Annotated in this window: 10 protein-coding genes; all 10 read right to left on the bottom strand. The window is 45.2% G+C overall.

The genetic code is table 11. From position 1 onward, the window contains the following. Positions 1 to 39 precede the first annotated feature (39 nt). Positions 40 to 912, bottom strand: coding sequence for a cupin-like domain-containing protein (locus AAEO56_RS10695; RefSeq protein WP_341697046.1), 873 nt, complete (start codon positions 910 to 912; stop codon positions 40 to 42). A gap of 162 nt (positions 913 to 1,074) precedes the next feature. Beyond that, on the bottom strand, positions 1,075 to 2,934 hold the full coding sequence (locus AAEO56_RS10690; protein ID WP_341697045.1) for an OmpA family protein: 1,860 nt from the start codon (positions 2,932 to 2,934) through the stop codon (positions 1,075 to 1,077). A 28-nt stretch (positions 2,935 to 2,962) separates the two neighbouring features. Further along, positions 2,963 to 3,898 carry a PorP/SprF family type IX secretion system membrane protein gene (locus AAEO56_RS10685; protein WP_341697044.1) on the bottom strand — a complete coding sequence of 312 codons (936 nt, stop codon included), beginning with the start codon at positions 3,896 to 3,898 and terminating at the stop codon, positions 2,963 to 2,965. Positions 3,899 to 4,048: 150 nt separating this feature from the next. Further along, positions 4,049 to 8,731 carry a choice-of-anchor L domain-containing protein gene (locus tag AAEO56_RS10680; RefSeq protein WP_341697043.1) on the bottom strand — a complete coding sequence of 1,561 codons (4,683 nt, stop codon included), beginning with the start codon at positions 8,729 to 8,731 and terminating at the stop codon, positions 4,049 to 4,051. A 157-nt stretch (positions 8,732 to 8,888) separates the two neighbouring features. Beyond that, positions 8,889 to 11,126: a VPS10 domain-containing protein gene (locus AAEO56_RS10675; protein ID WP_341697042.1), complete on the bottom strand. Its 2,238-nt coding sequence runs from the start codon at positions 11,124 to 11,126 to the stop codon at positions 8,889 to 8,891. A 121-nt stretch (positions 11,127 to 11,247) separates the two neighbouring features. After that, a complete protein-coding gene (locus AAEO56_RS10670) occupies positions 11,248 to 12,915 on the bottom strand; it encodes a tetratricopeptide repeat protein (RefSeq protein ID WP_341697041.1) in 1,668 nt (555 codons plus the stop codon). Positions 12,916 to 13,045: 130 nt separating this feature from the next. Next, positions 13,046 to 14,128 carry a biotin synthase BioB gene (gene bioB, locus AAEO56_RS10665; protein ID WP_341697040.1) on the bottom strand — a complete coding sequence of 361 codons (1,083 nt, stop codon included), beginning with the start codon at positions 14,126 to 14,128 and terminating at the stop codon, positions 13,046 to 13,048. A 67-nt stretch (positions 14,129 to 14,195) separates the two neighbouring features. Beyond that, the gene (locus AAEO56_RS10660) at positions 14,196 to 14,669 is read right to left on the bottom strand and encodes a hypothetical protein (RefSeq protein WP_341697039.1); all 474 of its coding nucleotides are present in this window, start codon (positions 14,667 to 14,669) and stop codon (positions 14,196 to 14,198) included. 296 nt (positions 14,670 to 14,965) lie between these two features. Continuing rightward, positions 14,966 to 16,291: an HTTM domain-containing protein gene (locus tag AAEO56_RS10655; protein ID WP_341697038.1), complete on the bottom strand. Its 1,326-nt coding sequence runs from the start codon at positions 16,289 to 16,291 to the stop codon at positions 14,966 to 14,968. Then, positions 16,288 to 17,223: a bifunctional riboflavin kinase/FAD synthetase gene (locus tag AAEO56_RS10650; RefSeq protein WP_341697037.1), complete on the bottom strand. Its 936-nt coding sequence runs from the start codon at positions 17,221 to 17,223 to the stop codon at positions 16,288 to 16,290. The genes AAEO56_RS10655 and AAEO56_RS10650 overlap by 4 nt, the downstream gene beginning before the upstream one ends. Positions 17,224 to 17,242: the final 19 nt, after the last annotated feature.

Here is a 17,242-nt window from a genome sequence, read left to right as displayed (position 1 = left end):
TAAATATAAAAAGAATCCCAGTCTTTCTCGGGCTGGGATCTATATCGGTAAGTTTAAATTTTTATGGGTCCTTATTACCGCCTGCTCATTTTTATAATCTATCCATGCCTGGCCTTTAAATTTTCGCATAATGTTGTCGAAATAGCGCATGATCACGATGTTATAGATCGCTTTTGCCAAGTTGCCGGACTTTCTCGGGAAAGCCCTCAGGCTCATAGAAAAACCGGGCGTTATGTATTTCATGTAATGCCAATAGCCTTCGGGCATATAAAGCATTTCACCATGCTGCAGGTCGGCCACAAGGCCATTTGCATATTGCAGTGCCGGCCATTTTTCCATGTCGGGGTTGTCAAAGTCGATATCTTCCCTCGAAATCAGGGCGTGCGGTACTTTGTATAAATAAGGTGTCTGGTCGGGTGCAAAAAGGATACAGCGTTTTTTTCCATGAAAATGGAAATGCAGTATATTAGAATAATCAATATCGTAGTGGATGAACACCTTCGAGTTTTCGCCGCCAAAGAACAGCATCGGCAACTGCTTTACAAGTTTTAGCCCTACATCCGGCCATTTGAAATCGCCTTTCAGCGATGGCACCTCCTTCATAAGGTTGTATAAAAAGATACGGTAGCTCGTAGGCTTTGATTGCAGGAGATCGATATAATCAGCCATCTTCATTTTGGCATGCGCCTCATTAAAGCCATCTTTGTGGGTAACAGGCCTGTCATCATACAGCGGCACAACTTTCTCGCCTGCGATCTTTTTAATATAATTCAGCTTCCATTTGTCGTAAGCCGGCCAGTCTTCGGTTAGTTTTTCTATGACAACCGGTTTTTGCTTTTTTACATACTTGTTGTAAAAATCTTCCCGGGAGATGGTTTTTACACGCTCGATCTCGTTTAGGTTCAATGGCATAATACAGGTTATTAAGCATAGTAAAATTAATAAAGCGTTGCGAAATTGTAAAATTATGGCTCGCCAAATTTTTCACAATACTTAGAAAGGCACTTTGGTATTTGCCCATAAAAAAAGCATCCGCAATTGCGGATGCTTATGATAGCCGGATTTTCGGCCACACTATTTGTTTACTATGATAAACTCATTCCTCCTGTTCTGGGCATGCTGCTCATCTGTACATTCGGTACAAACAACCCTTGGCTGGGTCTCGCCATACCCTTTGCCCGATATCCTGTTTTCTGCAATACCATTGGATATTACATACTGCACAACAGCCCTCGCCCTGCGATCGGACAGGCTAAGGTTATACTCATCGCTACCGCGGTTATCGGTGTGTGCCTGTGCCATGATAATCAGCTCAGGCTTTGTCCTCATCACCTCAACAAGCTTGTCCAGCTCGGCCGCGCCTTCTTTGGTTACGTTGCTTTTGTCAAATTCAAAATAAATATCGTTCAGCTTGATCTTACCGTCAACAATAATGCTTTCGATAGGATCAAGATTGACAGGTACCTCCACTTTTCCACCGGCGTTTTTTGCCACAGGAACTGTAGTGTTCTTATAACCGTCGGCCGATACCACTATAGAATACGTTGTATTACAGTCAACACTATAAGTTACCCAGCCTTCTGTATTGGTTTTGCGGGTTTCTATCACATTGTTCTTCTCATCCAGTATCGCTACGTTTGCCGAAGACAGGGGCTTACCTGTTTTAGAGTCGCGCACCATTACCACGGCATCAACACCGCATATTGGTATGGCGAGATACATGTTGTCGTCACCTTTCCGGTTACTCGAAAAGAAACCTTTATTGACTGTTGTATTGAAAGTGAATGCAAAATCATCCTGCGGCGAGTTTATCGGCAGCCCGATGTTTAGCGCTTCGCTGTCGTTTGCCATATCAGCCACATAAATGTCCATCGCGCCAAGGCCTTTCCTGCCATCCGATGCAAAGTACAGTTTATTATCATCCGTAATAAAAGGGAAGTTTTCAACACCTTCCGTATTTATTTTTTTACCAAGGTTTACCGGCTCACTATAGGTATTATTACCTTTTACCTCAACTTTCCAGATGTCGGTAGCCCCAATAGAGCCTTTCCTGTTGGATGCAAAATAGAGCGTCTTGCCGTCCTTGCTTATCGAAGGGTTGCCGGTAGACCACGTTTTGCCATTAAACGGTACGGCCTTGATATTCGACCATCTGCCGTTTACTTTAGTGGCAACAAACAGATAAATCAGCCCTGTCCTTTGTCCCGGAGTATCCTTTTCATAGTTGCCTTCCTTAAAGCTCTCGCTCGAAAAGTACATGGTATTACCATCTGCCGTTACTGCTGCCGGGCCGTCATGGAATTTACTATTGATCTCCGTTATAGGCGTTGGCGTGCTTATCGTGCCATCAGAATTATAAGTGGCCGTGTACATATCCAGATACGGCTCTTCATTCCTGCCATACGTCCTTCTTGCGGTATTCCTTGCGCTGGTAAAGTACAGGGTATTGTCTACCAGTACAGCGCCAAAATCGGCATACTTATCATCGTTGATGTCCAGTATTTTTTCGTCAAACAGCTTCGTCTGGCTTTTCAGTTTCGGCAGGTAGTCAGGATCCTGGTTAAAGGCAACGGCACGCTGGTCTTTTGGAGCCAGCGATGCAAATTTCTGCATCTGCTTGTTCGACTCCTCATATTTGCCTTCTGCTTTGAGCATCTGTGCATAGCGGTAATACGTTTCGGCATCCTGCTTGCTTTCAACCGCTTTGGCATACCATTTTACGGCTTCTTTACTGTTGTACACATTATAGTAGCTCTCTGCCAGCTGTTTATATACATACGGATCTTTGCTTTTAGTCAGCTTAAGGTATTCTTTAGCCGCATCCAGGTATTCAAATTTCTTAAAGAGCTTATCAGCCTCTGCGGTGCTTGCATTCTGCGCTGTTACTGCCATAGTGGCGAGCATAAAACTAAGGGTAATATATAATTTCTTCATTGTCTTATCTTATTATGTCGCTTTTAGGTTAGAAATAACGTGGGGAACGGGATACTTTTTTCGGGAAGTTCACATCAAACAAAAGCATGATCTCGTGCGAGGCAGGGGTCGTTACTTTAAGGTCCGATATGATGTGGTCGTACGCATAGCCGATCCTAAGGTTGGGAGTGATCGCGTAGTTCACCATCGCTCCGTAAGAATCGTCAAGGCGGTAGGTCGCGCCTATCTCAAATTTGTTGAAGAACAAGAAGTTCAGCGAGCCGTCGATCGATGGATCTACGCCAAAGGCCGACTTGATCATGAACGTGGGCTTCATCTTCAGATTGTCGGTCAAATCGAATACATAACCTCCCGTAAGGAAGTAATGCGACACCTCTGACCCAAACTGGTAGGATGTTCCGTTGTTGGTCACATCAAGGTGCTTGCTCTTGAGCATGTTCGGTACCGAGAAGGCCAAATAGTATTTGTTGGTATAGTAAAACACACCTGTACCAATGTTCAGGTAGGTATTATTAACGTTTTCCTGGAAGGCAGGGTCACCCGGATCCGGCACATAGCCGTTGCCGATGTCGTCATACAGGCCTACATTGTGCATGGTAGCGCCTGCTTTTAATCCAAGGGCCAGCTTGTGCTCGCCGCCTAATTTAAGGGTGTAGGAGAAGTCGGCATAAACGTTGGTTTCCTGTACCGGCCCGATCTGGTCGACAATAGCCGATAGCCCCAATCCTACGTTCTTCCCTACAGGGCTGTGGCCCGAAAAGGTACCCGTGCTCGGGGAATCCTGGATGTCTACCCACTGCTTGCGGTACAACAGTCCAAAGGCAAGGTTTTCCTTTGAGCCTGCATACGCCGGGTTGATCACGTTCATGTTGTACATGTACTGCGTGTAGTGCGGGTCCTGCTGGGCGCTCGCGTCCAACAGCCCTCCAAGAGCCAGCAAGGCTATAAGATACAATTTTTTCATAGTTTGGGTTTTTTGGTTAATTGTTCCAAAGCAAACGAAAATTTTTGAATTTCGTACACTTTTTACGACAACTAAAATGTTAAAAAAGAGAATTTTAGAAAAAAACAGGCCTTTTCCACCGTTTTCAGCGGAAAAAGCCTGTGTTTTTTCTTATTCTTGCCGGTTTATATACACCCAGCCGGTCTTGCTCTCTCCACTGGTATCTTCAATCATGTAGAAATAGGTACCTGTAGGCAACTCTTTCCCGTTGGTGTCCTGGCCGTGCCATTCGTCCACATAAGTACCGTAGCTGAATACTTCCGTACCGTAGCGGTTGAATATCGATATCTTTCTAACGTTTAAACCCGTAAGGTCAAAATTCTGGTTGAATTCATCCCCGTTTGGCGAAATACCCCTTGGTATCAGGCATGGGTTTTGTTCCACCATGGCGCTTCCTGACACCTGGCATCCTTCGGCAGTAGTAATCACGACCACATATTCTCCCGATACCGGTATCTCAATTTCTTTTCCTGTTGCAGTAAAGCCGTCAGGCCCTGTCCATGCGTAGGTAGCTGTTTCAGGATCGAAAGTACCATCTACTGCAACCACTTCTGCCATATATATATTGCCTCGGCATCCCTGCGTTATATCAAAGTCAGGATTTATAACCTGTGCCGCAATCGTAAACTGCTTGATCGCCACACATCCGTTGCTATCATTCGCTATCCTCACAAATATGGTTTGCGGCGACGACGTATTTTCAAATATCGGGCCTATAGGTGCTACATTACCATTGGCGTCTGCCTGGGTTAAATGGTAGCTGATGGTATAGTCATCGGGATTAAGCCCATTGATTATTATATCCGTATTTCCGCTAAAGTCAAACTCTGCCGTGCCATTGGTGTTGCATATCACGATATTTTCCGGATTGCCTGTAGTAGCAGCTACAGAATCATAAAATTCAATAACTTTAGATTTAACTGATATGCAGGTAGAACTGATATATTGTGCCTGTATGGTATACGTACCCGCCTGGCTGATGGTTATTGCAGGAGTCGTAGCTCCGGGAATCACAACATCATTGCGCAGCCATGTAATGTTATATAGTGCCGGATCAAGCTCACTGTCTATTGTGTATGTCTCCCCTTCGCAAAGGGCATTGCCTGTTTCAACCAAAAAGTCTTCACCCAGGTCGATATACCCAATGTCAAACGGGCCGATGAATACTGCCGAATCCAGCAGCTCATCGTTCCTGTCGGCAATTACCAGCTTGATATGGTATATGGTATTCACCACCACATCCGACTGTGCTGTGAGTAGCACTGTCTGTCCATTATAGTTAATGTCAGCAGCCATAGCGTTGCTGCCCTGGTTGTTCTGTCCGTAGTATTCCGGGTTCACCGGGGCACAGTTGCCATTGGCACCATCCCTTATTGTCACTACAGATATAGGCGTGTTGCTGCCCGGCAGTACGGCAAGGTTGGTGGTAACGCCTGTTTCGGTATTGGTAAGGAAAAAGGCAAATGCATCCGAGAAAGTACACTGGAAATCGCCATATTCTTCCGAAGCAAAAACGAACGGGAAACTTATGTGGCCTGTCAGCGGAACAAAGTCAAATTCAAGTACCGTGGCATTGTTGTAGTCTTCAAGGTCGGGGTCTATACCCAGTCCCTGTATGTAGTTAAACAGGTCGTTATCGCCGGTCCATCCCTCATCGCCGTTGCTTAGCTCTGTAGTGTTAGGCCCACGCGAACGGAATGCCCTGCCCGTACTTAGCACAACGCCTTCTTTTATTGGGAAGCCCGAGCCGTTATCACTAAAGTAGGCAATGCCGTTATCTGACGCAAATCCTTCCGTAGTACCTGTTTTCCATGTCAGGTTAGATACCTGGGCGCAGGCAGTGCTCACCACTACATCCGATACCAGTTCCGGCACCGTGTAGGTCGTATCATCAGTAAGTATTGGCTGCTGTGGTGTGGTAACGCATACCGTGAATGCCGATGTCTGTCCTATGTCGGCAGTATAGCTGAAGATACGCAGGGTATATTTTTGGCCCGGCGTTAAGTAAGCTGCATTGCTGCTGTTGGTCGTGCTGCAATATATAGGAGTAAGCGTGCCACAGTCATCACCCTGATATAACGCATGTACCAAAACAGTCGTGCTGCCTGTAATATTCGTAATTGCAATATCATGATTGGTAGCCGTAGCGGTAAACGTGAACCATATATCATCATCGGCAGTACCGTTACAAATATTTGCCTGTGCAGAGGCTGAGGCCGAATAGATAGTTCCTGTAACCGATTGTACACATTCCGTCCCTGCATTCACAGGGATTACAATAGCATTGGCACAATCATCATTTACAGGTGGCGGTGGCGGTGTGGCCACGCATATCTCAAAAGCGGTAGTTTGTCCCGGAGTTGCGGTAACGGTATACACCCTTACTTTATACACCTGCCCTACAGTAAGGCCATTGGCAACACTGCTGTTATTATCGCTGCAATACAACTGGGTGAGTGCCCCGCAGTCCGTGCCTGAATATACTACGTGGAAAAGGTCGGGAGCCGTGCCTGTTACATTTGAAAGGCTTATAAGCTGTGTGGCATTGGTCGCTGCAAATTCAAACCAGACGTCATCATTGGCTGTGCCGGTACAGGTAGTTGGCTGTGGCGATGCGGTTGCCGAGATTATGGTGCCCGGTACTTTTTGCGTACACACATCCGTAGGGTTTACGGGTATAATGGTGGCATTAGCGCACTCATCGTTGGCCGGTGCAGACGGGTTGGTGCCTACGCAGATATTGAACGATGTGTTCTGCCCTGTAGTTGCCGAAAAAGTATATACCCTTATCTTGTAAGTTTGCCCTACGGTAAGATTCATCGCGGTGCTGGTATTCGGGTCGCTGCAATAGAGTTGCGTCAGCGCGCCGCAGTTATTCCCTTCATAAAGTACGTGGTACAGGTTATTGGTGCTTCCTGTAACATTGTATAATGAAATATTGTGTACCGTGCTTGTGGCTGTAAATTCAAACCAAACATCATCATCGTCACTGCCTAAGCACGTATTCGCTTCCGGCGAAGGTGTTGCCGACGCTACCGTTGCTGCTGCAAATGAAGTGCATTCGAGCGTTGGGTTTACCGTAAGCACCGTTGCAGTCGCACATTCATCATTTGCAGATGGTGGTGGTGGTACGCCTATACAAATATTAAAGGAAGAAGTCTGCCCCCCAGTTCCCGTAAACGAATAGACCCTCACCTTATATTTTTGCCCAATGATCAATCCGTTTGCCACACTTCTCTCAGGATTGCTGCAATATAATTGTGTCAATGCGCCGCACACATCGCCCTGGTACACCACATGGAAAAGATCCGGTGTGCCACCCGTTATATTGAGCAGCGATATAGTGTGCGATGTATTGGTAGCCGTAAATTCAAACCACACGTCGTCATCATCATTACCTCCACAGCTGTTAGCCTCGGGAGAGGCTGTCGCCAACGCAATGGTCCCCGGTGTAGTAAGTGAGCAGGAATCATCGGGATTCACTGCAACCGTTACTGCATTGGCACAACTGTCATTCAAAGGCGGAAGCGGCGGTGAGGCCACACAAATATTGAATGTTGTTGTTGTCGCAGTACCCGATTTGGAGTATACCCTTATTTTATAAACCTGTCCGGGAGTAAGGCTAATCGCTGTACTGTTATTTGGGTCGCTGCAGTAAAGAAGCGTAAGTGCATTACAGCTTCCCGAGTATACGGCATGCACTAAATCAGTATCACTTCCTGTTATATTATTGATGGTTATAATATGCTTTATATTGGTCGCTGTAAATTCAAACCATACATCATCATCTGCTGTACCAATACAGGTATTGGCCTGCGGCGATGCAGTCGCTGCATTTATGATCCCGGGTGATGTTGCGGTACAGGTATCTGTTGGGTTTACCGTCAAGGTAGTTGCTGCGGCACATTCATCGTTGGCCGGAGGAGTGAACACAGTCGTAAAGTTCACCGTTTCGCTCCAGTCGCTTACCATGTTGGTACCGCATATAGCGCGCACCCTGACTTTGTATACTGTTGAATCGTCCAGTCCATCTATCGTAACCGGTGGAGGAGTATTAAAAGTTTCCCCCGTACCTGTAAACGGCTGTCCTTCCTCTACGACTTCTACTTCCCATTGTGTAGCACCGCTGTTGTTGGTCCATGTAATGGCTGCCGAATCAAGGGTTATTCCTGCCGCGGGTATTGTTATATCCAAAGGCGGCATGCATTTTTCAATAACCCTGAAATCGTCTACCAGCCAGCGGTCGCCATTGTTGTTTTTCATCACAAGGGCTATGTAAACAGTCTGTCCAAAGTATTCGGCAGGTATATCTACCACTTTTTCCGTGTAAACATTATATATCGGGTTTATCTCTGTCTCCGTCCAGGCTTGCAGTAATACATACTGGTCGAGGCTGCCCTGTATTGGCTCCGTAGAAATCCTTACCTCATATACATTGGCTTCAACCTGTGGTGTGGTAAGCCTCGAAAAAAAGCGCACCTGTGCATTTTCCGGCACGGTAAACTGTGGTGTCGCCAGCCAGTCTTCGGCAATCCCCGAAGCCACGCTTTCCTTATTCAGGTAGGCTGCGTGGTCGCCTGTATGGGAAGGCTGTAACACACTTCCCGCGGTACTTTGCACCCAGTGTACCGATGTACCTATGCCATTTTCATATAAGCCCCAGCCGCCTGGAGGCCCTGTATTGGGGCCTGTGCCTGTTGTCCAGGGGTCTTCAAACCCTTCATCAAATTCCTGTGCATAGCAACACAGTGAAAGTAATAACGTGAGGGATAATGCTGTAATAATTCTTTTCATGATTTTTTTGAGTATGCTTTTGTCCTGTAGGTTTATTACACCTGCTGCCAGGATTCTAAACTGAATTTATCTTAAAATATAGTTTGCAGCCCGTTGCGGGGCTGCAAACAAATAATTGTTGGTAATATGCCCTTTTAGGGTTATTAAAATATTGGTATTATTCTTTAACTAATTTTGCTGATGTAATGATGCCCGAAGCAGTTTCTGCCTTAACAACATACACTCCTTTGCTTAGATGCGAAATGTTGATCGTTGGTTGCGCAGATTCCAGCACTTTCTGGCCTGTGATGCTATAAACCGCTACATTTTTTACCGCAGATAGCTGCGATGTGTGCACTGTTACATAATCTGATGCCGGGTTCGGGGCCAAAACTACTTTGTTCTCACCTATTGAATGGTCTACTGTTCCCAGCATTTCAATAGGGAAGCTGTAACGGATAATACCCATATCGATTGTTCCCATATAAGCATTGATATTATCACCTACAAAGTTGAAATCCATAGTATACGATTGCATGTAATTCATCTCTGCCGGTGTAACGGTGATCCAACCGGTACCATTAAAGTAGGTAATATAAGCATCGGTAGTGTTTTGTCCATTATAAACACCCACAGCCATAACACCATCGTTAAGGTCAGAAAATTCAACTTTGCGTGCGTCAATACCTTCAAGCGCTGTTGTCCATGTCGCTCCGGCATCAGCAGTAGTATAAACACCATCGCTAGTAGCAATACCAAATCCGTTCGCGTTAAGGGGGTTCTCAGAAAGATCGGCAATGGTCGCGCCTTCTACAGTATATAATTCTGTCCAGTTCGCACCATCATCAACCGATTTATAAACGGTACCGTTCTTTGCAAGGACAAGCATGTTCGTATAGGCCAGTATTCCGCCTATCGGGCCATCACCCGGTGTAGTTACCTGTGTAGTTACTACTGCCCCAAGATCGGTAATGTCAAGCCTGTTCAATGAGCCCATGCCCCACTCGTCAAGTACCACATAAACGACATTATCGTTAGCAGGGTTAACTGCAAGGCCTGTAAAACCAGAAGCGCTCATCAGCATCGTGCGGGTTGCGCCATGATCTGTACTTACATAAAGGTTACCTCCTAAAAAGCCTCCGCCTTCGGCTATAAATATCCTGCCTTCGTTTAAAGGGTCGGCAATTATCGTGTTGGCAGAGGGGCTGAACGTTGCGGGCGATTCTATATCATATGCATCGGTAACATTAGTAGAATAATCCTTATGTAGGCGGCCTCCCTGTGCACCATAGTACAAATGTTCTGTCGTGCCGAATTTTACTGTCGATACGCTGTTCACTGTACAGAACGGCGCTTTCACCTGCGTAATAGTAGCGCCTCCGTTTATCGTCCTCATCGGGTACATATTCGTGGTAAGGATCGCTTCTTTATCAAAAGGGTTAAGCGACAGCGACAGGCCATAGTAATACTCCTCTTCAGGATATGCCGTTATCTGCCATGTAGTACCGCCGTTTTCACTAAAGGCGATCTCGTTCTCCTCAAGCACATAGATTACATCTTCCAGGTAAGGATGGTATTTAATAATTATGATATTATCAAGCACCATGTGGGTCCATGCTGCAGGCACAATGTTCCATGTTTCGCCGCCGTCTGTCGAGCGGTACAGGTTCTCATCGGTATCATCATCGAACATATCCGTACCTACCATGATCTCATTTGCGTCCGAAGGCTTAAAATCTATCGGGTTAAGTATCACTCCCGGAAGCTTCTGTGTCCAGGTTTCCCCAGAGTCGGTAGATATGAGAATGCCGCCATCAACATCTCCCGGCCCGCCACCGCGTGTCATAAACAGTTTTGAAGGATTTCCGGGTGTTATGGCCACAGTCATGATAGACACATCATTATTATCCGCAGCGTCATATACTTCCGTCCAGTTTTCCCCACCTGTTGTGGTATAGAAAACTTTATCACCAGTGTCTGTATTTACATTCAGCAGTATTGTGGTTGCTTCGCTGTCGTAAATATCATAATTGGTAATATTTACTCCCGGCTCTGCAGGTGCGTCAAACGAACTTATGATCTCATTGTCCTCTATGTTCAAAATATAGATGCCGTCTTCTTCGGTATAAAGGTTTATGATCGAAAAACACAGATTTTCATTGCCCGGAAGCAACCTTAAATTAGTTATCCTGGCGCCTGTATTTGGATATGCATATAACAGGTCCCACGTTTCGCCGTTGTCATAGGAAACAACGATGTGGTTGTTTAACGAAACAGCATATAATTTATTCTGAACCTCCAGATCGTAGGTTATGCCTTCCAGCCTCCCGTAGTCCGGTTTGGCCTCGTAGCTAAATTGCGCATGGCCACTGAAACCTGCCAAAAACAGCATAGCTAAAATTGTAATTCTTTTCATAGAAATTGTTTTTAAGTTGGTAAAAATTCACATTACAATTTTCACTAAAAACAATTACATAACAAAAATTTAAACAGGAAATAGTGTGACATTATAACCTAAATACCGTGATTGTCCGTCTTTAAATTGTTGACAAATAATCATATAAGGAAATATCTTCCGGAAGGTCCATTTTAGCAGCTATCCTTTCCTTCCTTTTGCGGCAGGCTTCGGCCGTAATGTTTAGCATAGATGAAATTTCCTTTGTGCTAAGATTCATATAAATGTAGGAGATGAAACGCACATCATTTGCGGTAAGCGAGGGGTGCAAAACTTTCAGGCGGTTCAGGAAACCGTGATTCACTTCTTCAAAATGGGTGATGAAACTGTCCCATTCGTGATCGGTCTTCAAATGCCCTTTGAGGGTTTTTATATGTCCGGTCAATGCCTGGTTGCCCGCCAGCGACGGTATTTGGGAAAGCGATGCGATCACCTCTTCTATAAGCTCATTCCTGCCGGACAGGTACAGCGCCTTTGCCGACAGCTTCCTGTTACGCGCTTCTATCTCGTTCTTAAGCTGCTCCTGCTCCAGCAAAGCCTGCGTTTCTTTTTCGCGTATTTGCTTTTCAAGCAGCAGGTTGTCATTCTTTTCTTTTTCGAGTTCCAGCGCAATAACCTTCTCATTCTGCTCGGCAATGAGCTTTTTCTGCTTCAGCTTCACCGACCTGCTCCTTAATATAAGTATGATAATGGTTACTACAGCAATAATTACTGCAATTATATAGTAAAAAAGATTCCTTTCGGCAGCGCTTTTCTCTTCGTTGATGGCCAGCCGGTTCTTATAATCCTGTATCCGGAATCGTGCCTCATTGCTGTTCAGTAATATTTTGTTCTTAGTCGCTTCGAGTTCTTCAATGGCCGATACCACCGAATCTTTGTACCTCAGCGCCTCAGTATAGTTTCCGTTTTTAGTATAGGCCTGCGCTAATAATTCAAAGGCTGTTTTCCGGCTGTCAAGGTTGGGCTTTGTATCCAGCAGCTTATGCCCGCTCTCTATCGCTTTGGTATAATTGCCCTCCCGAAGGTAGCTTTTAGTGATAATGAGTAATAGCGAACTACCTGTTTCGTTAAAATTAAGGTTGGGTGCCGTATTATAAAGATTTACCGCCTTTTCCCTGGCCTGCCGCGGGTTTCCCTGAAGGAGATCGTTGTCGGCCAGTCCTATCTGCGCGAGCATGTGCATTTGGGGATCCGGCTTCAGGTACGGGAACGATTCCAGTATGTAGGCCCTGGCCTCCTTAGGGTTATTCATTTCATTGGCCAGGTTACCCAAATTCATGGCATACATACCTATCTTGTAGTTGTCCTTATTTTCTTTGGCAATATCATACGCCTTTTTAAAATATTCCTTTGCCTTGTCATAGTTCTTTTCCTTCGAATATAATATGGCAATGTTATTTAGCACCACCATCTCATATTTCGGCTCCAGCTCCTTTACTGCAATGTTGTAGCTTTCTATATAATAATGCAGCGCCTCGCCATATTCCAGTATCGTATAGTAGTTTGCCCCAATATTATTGGTAGCCAAAAACTGCTGTTTGTACCAGTGGTTCTTTTCGGCCAGGTTGCGGGCTTCTGTCAGTAACTCGAGTGACTTCACGTGGTCTTTGTTCCACATAGCATCAATACCTTTTTTTATAAGGGAATCACAATGGGCAATGGTATTGGCCGCTGCCGATGTGCATAAAAACAGGCATAGCAACGCCATAAGGGCTGCTTTGCTGCGGTTATGTTTCTTATGCGTTTTCACTATCAGGCACGGTGTTAAGGGTACACCAAATATAAGCATAAGTATTCATCCTGTAAAAAGGTTTTATACGTACGAAAAGACCCCAAAGGTTTTGAAAATCTTTGGGGTCTGATCATTTGATTTAAAAGAATTATACCTTCTTGCCCTGCGCCTCAAGGTTACGCTCAATTTTATGGCCCGGCCTGCTCCATTTCGGCTTTTCGCCAAGGGGCGTAAATTGCGAGTCTTGCGCTTCAACGGTTGTTGGCTGCGATACTTTAGTGAATGGTTTTTGTGCCACCAATCCAAGGGTTTCAAACATTTTCATGTCTTCATTTACATCCGGGTTTGGTGTGGTTAGCAGCTTGTCGCCTGCAAATATCGAGTTTGCACCTGCAAAAAAGCACATCGCCTGGCCCTCACGGCTCATTTGGGTACGTCCTGCTGAAAGCCTCACCTGCGTGTCCGGCATCACGATACGGGTAGTGGCTACCATGCGTATCATTTCCCAAATCTCCACCGGCTTTTCATTTTCCATAGGGGTACCTTCCACAGCTACCAGTGCGTTTATAGGCACCGATTCCGGCTGCGGGTTCAGCGAAGCCAGCGCCACGAGCATTCCCGCACGGTCTTCTACGCTTTCACCCATTCCTATGATTCCGCCGCTGCAAACGGTAACGTTGGTTTTCCTTACGTTTTCGATGGTCTGGAGACGGTCTTCGAAACCGCGTGTGGAAATCACTTCCTTATAATATTCTTCTGATGTGTCTAAGTTGTGGTTGTAGGCATACAGGCCTGCCTCAGCAAGGCGCTTTGCCTGGTTTTCGGTGATCATGCCCAACGTGCAGCATACTTCCATATCAAGCTTGTTGATGGTGCGCACCATTTCGAGTACCTGGTCAAATTCAGGGCCGTCTTTTACGTTACGCCATGCAGCGCCCATGCAAACACGCGATGAACCGCTTGACTTCGCGCGAAGTGCCTGCGCTTTTACCTGCTGTACGCTCATAAGGTCATTGCCTTCTACACCGGTATGGTAACGGGCAGCCTGCGGGCAGTAACCGCAATCTTCGGGACAGCCACCTGTTTTTATAGACAGGAGTGTAGATACCTGCACAACGTTAGGGTCGTGGTTTACCCTGTGAACCGATGCCGCTTCAAAAAGAAGGTCCATCATCGGTTTATTGTAAAGGGCTATTATCTCTTCTTTAGTCCAGTCGTGCCTTGTGTTCATAGCGGAAATTTAAGTTGCTTCAAAAATAGCAAATTCCCGTTACCTACAGAAGTTTCCTGTAGAAAGATTAGTTATGGATGTGGTTTACATCATCTACTTTATTGATTTTCTCTACTTTATCTTTCCAAAACTGCATAAGTGTAAACGATACTATTACCGATGCAGCGGTACCTTCAACAGCAAGCGCGATGCAAAAATCGTTAATAGAAGGCTCGCCGCCACCAAAAATATAGCTTTTTGCGAAGGTATGGAGGTAATCTGCACCACCCCTGTACTCCACATAGGCCATAAAGCTGAATATACCCACAATGAGGCTAACCATTGCGGTTAGTATACCGGCAATAAGGTTGGCAAAATAGCCATCGATATGATCTTTGAAATTACCTCTTATAGTCCGGTTTATACCATAAATTACAAAAATGAAATTTACCAGCCTCAGGTATACCTGGTCTTTTAGCCCGGCTACTTCCATTAGAAGGAAGAAGGCTGCGATGCATGCAAAAATTATCAAACCGTTAATCAGAACTCTTGAGATTTTCATAACCCTTTATCTTTTGTATTTATATTCAGTTAACCGGTTGTGCTTCAAATTTTTAAAACAGCGCTGACAGATCAGCGGTATTTCAACATTATTTTCCCACAACCTTATTTATACCCGAATTTAGCCATAAAATAGCAGACAGGAATATGAATTAGTAAAATTTTAATACTATAAGTATGATTAAATTAAAGGATTGTTAAATGTCTTGAAAATATGATTATGGCTTGTTTATGGTCAAAATCGGATAAATTATCCTGAAGATAAAGAGTTGAATCAGCACAAGCAGCATTGGTTTCTTACTTCAGAATATTGCCTTTTTCATCATACAGCAATACCCAGTCGCTATGGAAAAAGTAGCCCCAGTCGGCAGAAGCAAGGTCGGCATCAGGGTTGATAAGGCTTTTGTAAGGGCCACCGTTTATAGAAACCTGTGTTTCGGCATAGACTGCTACGTCTTTTCCCTGCTTTGCAAAATCTTCCCTTATATGCTGCGCCATTTGCCATATCATATCCGGACGGGTTTCCATACCGTTCTGCTGCTTATGGGTAATCTTTTCCTTGAAATTATAAAAAAGCCTTCCTCCTGTCTTTTTGTCTATTATCCTGAAATCGGTATAGCCGTTGCGGGCCCTCAGCATCATGCGCCAGCTCAGGCGGTGCCCTTCTTCGGTCCACAGCACATCACCTTTAATGAAGTAATGCCTTAGCGGCAGCAGCAGCTGTAGTATGAAATAAGGGATGAAAAAATACAGGAGTATGCTCTTTCCTTCCTGATAGTCCGGATTGCTTTCGGTAACTGGGGGTTTTTTTCTCAAAAACAGCTTCCTAATTTTCTCAGGGGGATAAAAGAACACTACAAAGCTCAGGGCAAAAAACGGGAAGATACCTATCTGTAATGTCACCGCATTAAAAATATGGAAGATGACCGAGGCGATCAGTGCAATAGTCCTTGTTTTCCTGAACAACAGGAACGGCACTACCAGCAGGTCGAATGTTATGCCGGCATAAGCAATAAAAAGGTAGAACCATTTTTGAGACATTATACTGTTCAGGGAAGGGTCTGTAACAGAATTATGCAAAAGATCTCTTGTAAAAGTGCCATCCAGCCAGCCGGGATAAAATTTTGCCAGCGAAGCATAAAAATAGACGATACTCACCTGCAGTATCATAACCCAGGAGCACCAAACAGGCATCGTGAGTTTTTTTACAGAAGGGTTCAGCCGTGCGTCTATGGAGGCGTAGCGGTTGGCGGGAAGGAACAACATGATAAGGCATACCAGCAGGAGCAGGTAATAGTGGTTGTTGTAGGAGGTTTTCTGCATGAAATAGGCTCCTGCCCAAAGAATGGTAAACAATCCCAGTGTCCATCTGTATTTGTAGCCAATCATCACCAACAGCCCTAACACGCCCATTGTAGCAAAGTACCAGTACATGCCATTGCCCGGAAGCGGCTGCAGCCATTCCATGCCAATATGGGAGAAAGTGAATTTCGGGTCGACAAGGTTGCTTTTTACCCAGCCCGTAAGTATAGCGCCAAAAGTTTCACACGCCAGCAGGAAGCCCAGGAAGATCCTGAAAATAACCAACGGCGCGTTGTCTATTTGCCGGAAAAGGCGTTTCATGTTTTATTGCCCTTAAAATAGTCAAGCGAAGCTTCCCTGTCTTTGTGGAGTTGTTGCTTAAGCGCATCTACCGATTCGAATTTCTGTTCGTCGCGGAGCCTTTGGTAGATGCTCACCCTTACCTCTTTATTATAAAGGTCTTTATCCAGATCAAAGAAATGTATTTCTATGGAGCGTTCGGTACCCCCTACGGTTGGACGGGTGCCTATGTTCATCATGCCGTGTACAACGTTCCCATCAATAACCGCCGAGGCAGCATAGACACCGTTTGCAGGAATAAGTTTGTAGTCTTCCTTAATATAAATATTCGCAGTAGGGAACCCAATGGTACGCCCCAGCTGTTTTCCCTTTACTACAATGCCTGTCATAAAGTAAGGATAGCCGAGGAAGGTATTAGCCGTTTCAATATCGCCAACAGTCAGCGCATTGCGTATTTTAGTAGAGCTTACGGATGTTTCATTTACTTCAAGTGCGGAGATTTTCTCTACCTCAAAGCCATAATCGTTACCAAAGCGGATAAGGTCATCAATATTAGCGGTACGGTTGCGTCCAAAACGGTGGTCATGCCCTATGATTATCTTACAGATGTTGAGCCTGTCAACCAATATGTCTTTTACGAATTCCTCGGCGGTAAGCCTGGAAAAAGCAAGGTCGAATGGGTGTACTATAAGGTTATCCAGGCCATAATTCTCGAGAAGCTGTGCTTTTTCCTCAATCGTGCTAAGCAGCTTTATCTCGCTGTTTTGCTGCAATACCATTCGCGGATGCGGAAAAAAGGTGAGCACCAGGCTTTCGCAGCCGGAAGACCTGCTGCTTGTAATGAGCCTGTCCAGGATGCTTTTGTGGCCTTTATGTACCCCATCAAAAGTACCCAGGGTTACAATAGTTTTTGCAGGGGAACTGAATTCCTGTATTGAATTGAAAATTTTCAAACCGCAGTGTTAAGTTTAG

The sequence above is a fragment of the Flavobacterium arundinis genome (assembly GCF_038289855.1).
Lineage (GTDB): Bacteria > Bacteroidota > Bacteroidia > Flavobacteriales > Flavobacteriaceae > Flavobacterium > Flavobacterium arundinis.
This window is presented reverse-complemented; position numbering and strand designations above follow the sequence as displayed.

Excerpts from the sequence above, each read along its gene's own strand:
- AAEO56_RS10660 (WP_341697039.1), bottom strand. The coding sequence starts at position 14,669 with ATGAAAATCTCAAGAGTTCTGATTAACGGTTTGATAATTTTTGCATGC.
- AAEO56_RS10680 (WP_341697043.1), bottom strand. The coding sequence starts at position 8,731 with ATGAAAAGAATTATTACAGCATTATCCCTCACGTTATTACTTTCACTG.
- AAEO56_RS10695 (WP_341697046.1), bottom strand. The coding sequence starts at position 912 with ATGCCATTGAACCTAAACGAGATCGAGCGTGTAAAAACCATCTCCCGG.
- AAEO56_RS10685 (WP_341697044.1), bottom strand. The coding sequence starts at position 3,898 with ATGAAAAAATTGTATCTTATAGCCTTGCTGGCTCTTGGAGGGCTGTTG.
- AAEO56_RS10690 (WP_341697045.1), bottom strand. The coding sequence starts at position 2,934 with ATGAAGAAATTATATATTACCCTTAGTTTTATGCTCGCCACTATGGCA.
- bioB (WP_341697040.1), bottom strand. The coding sequence starts at position 14,128 with ATGAACACAAGGCACGACTGGACTAAAGAAGAGATAATAGCCCTTTAC.
- AAEO56_RS10675 (WP_341697042.1), bottom strand. The coding sequence starts at position 11,126 with ATGAAAAGAATTACAATTTTAGCTATGCTGTTTTTGGCAGGTTTCAGT.
- AAEO56_RS10655 (WP_341697038.1), bottom strand. The coding sequence starts at position 16,291 with ATGAAACGCCTTTTCCGGCAAATAGACAACGCGCCGTTGGTTATTTTC.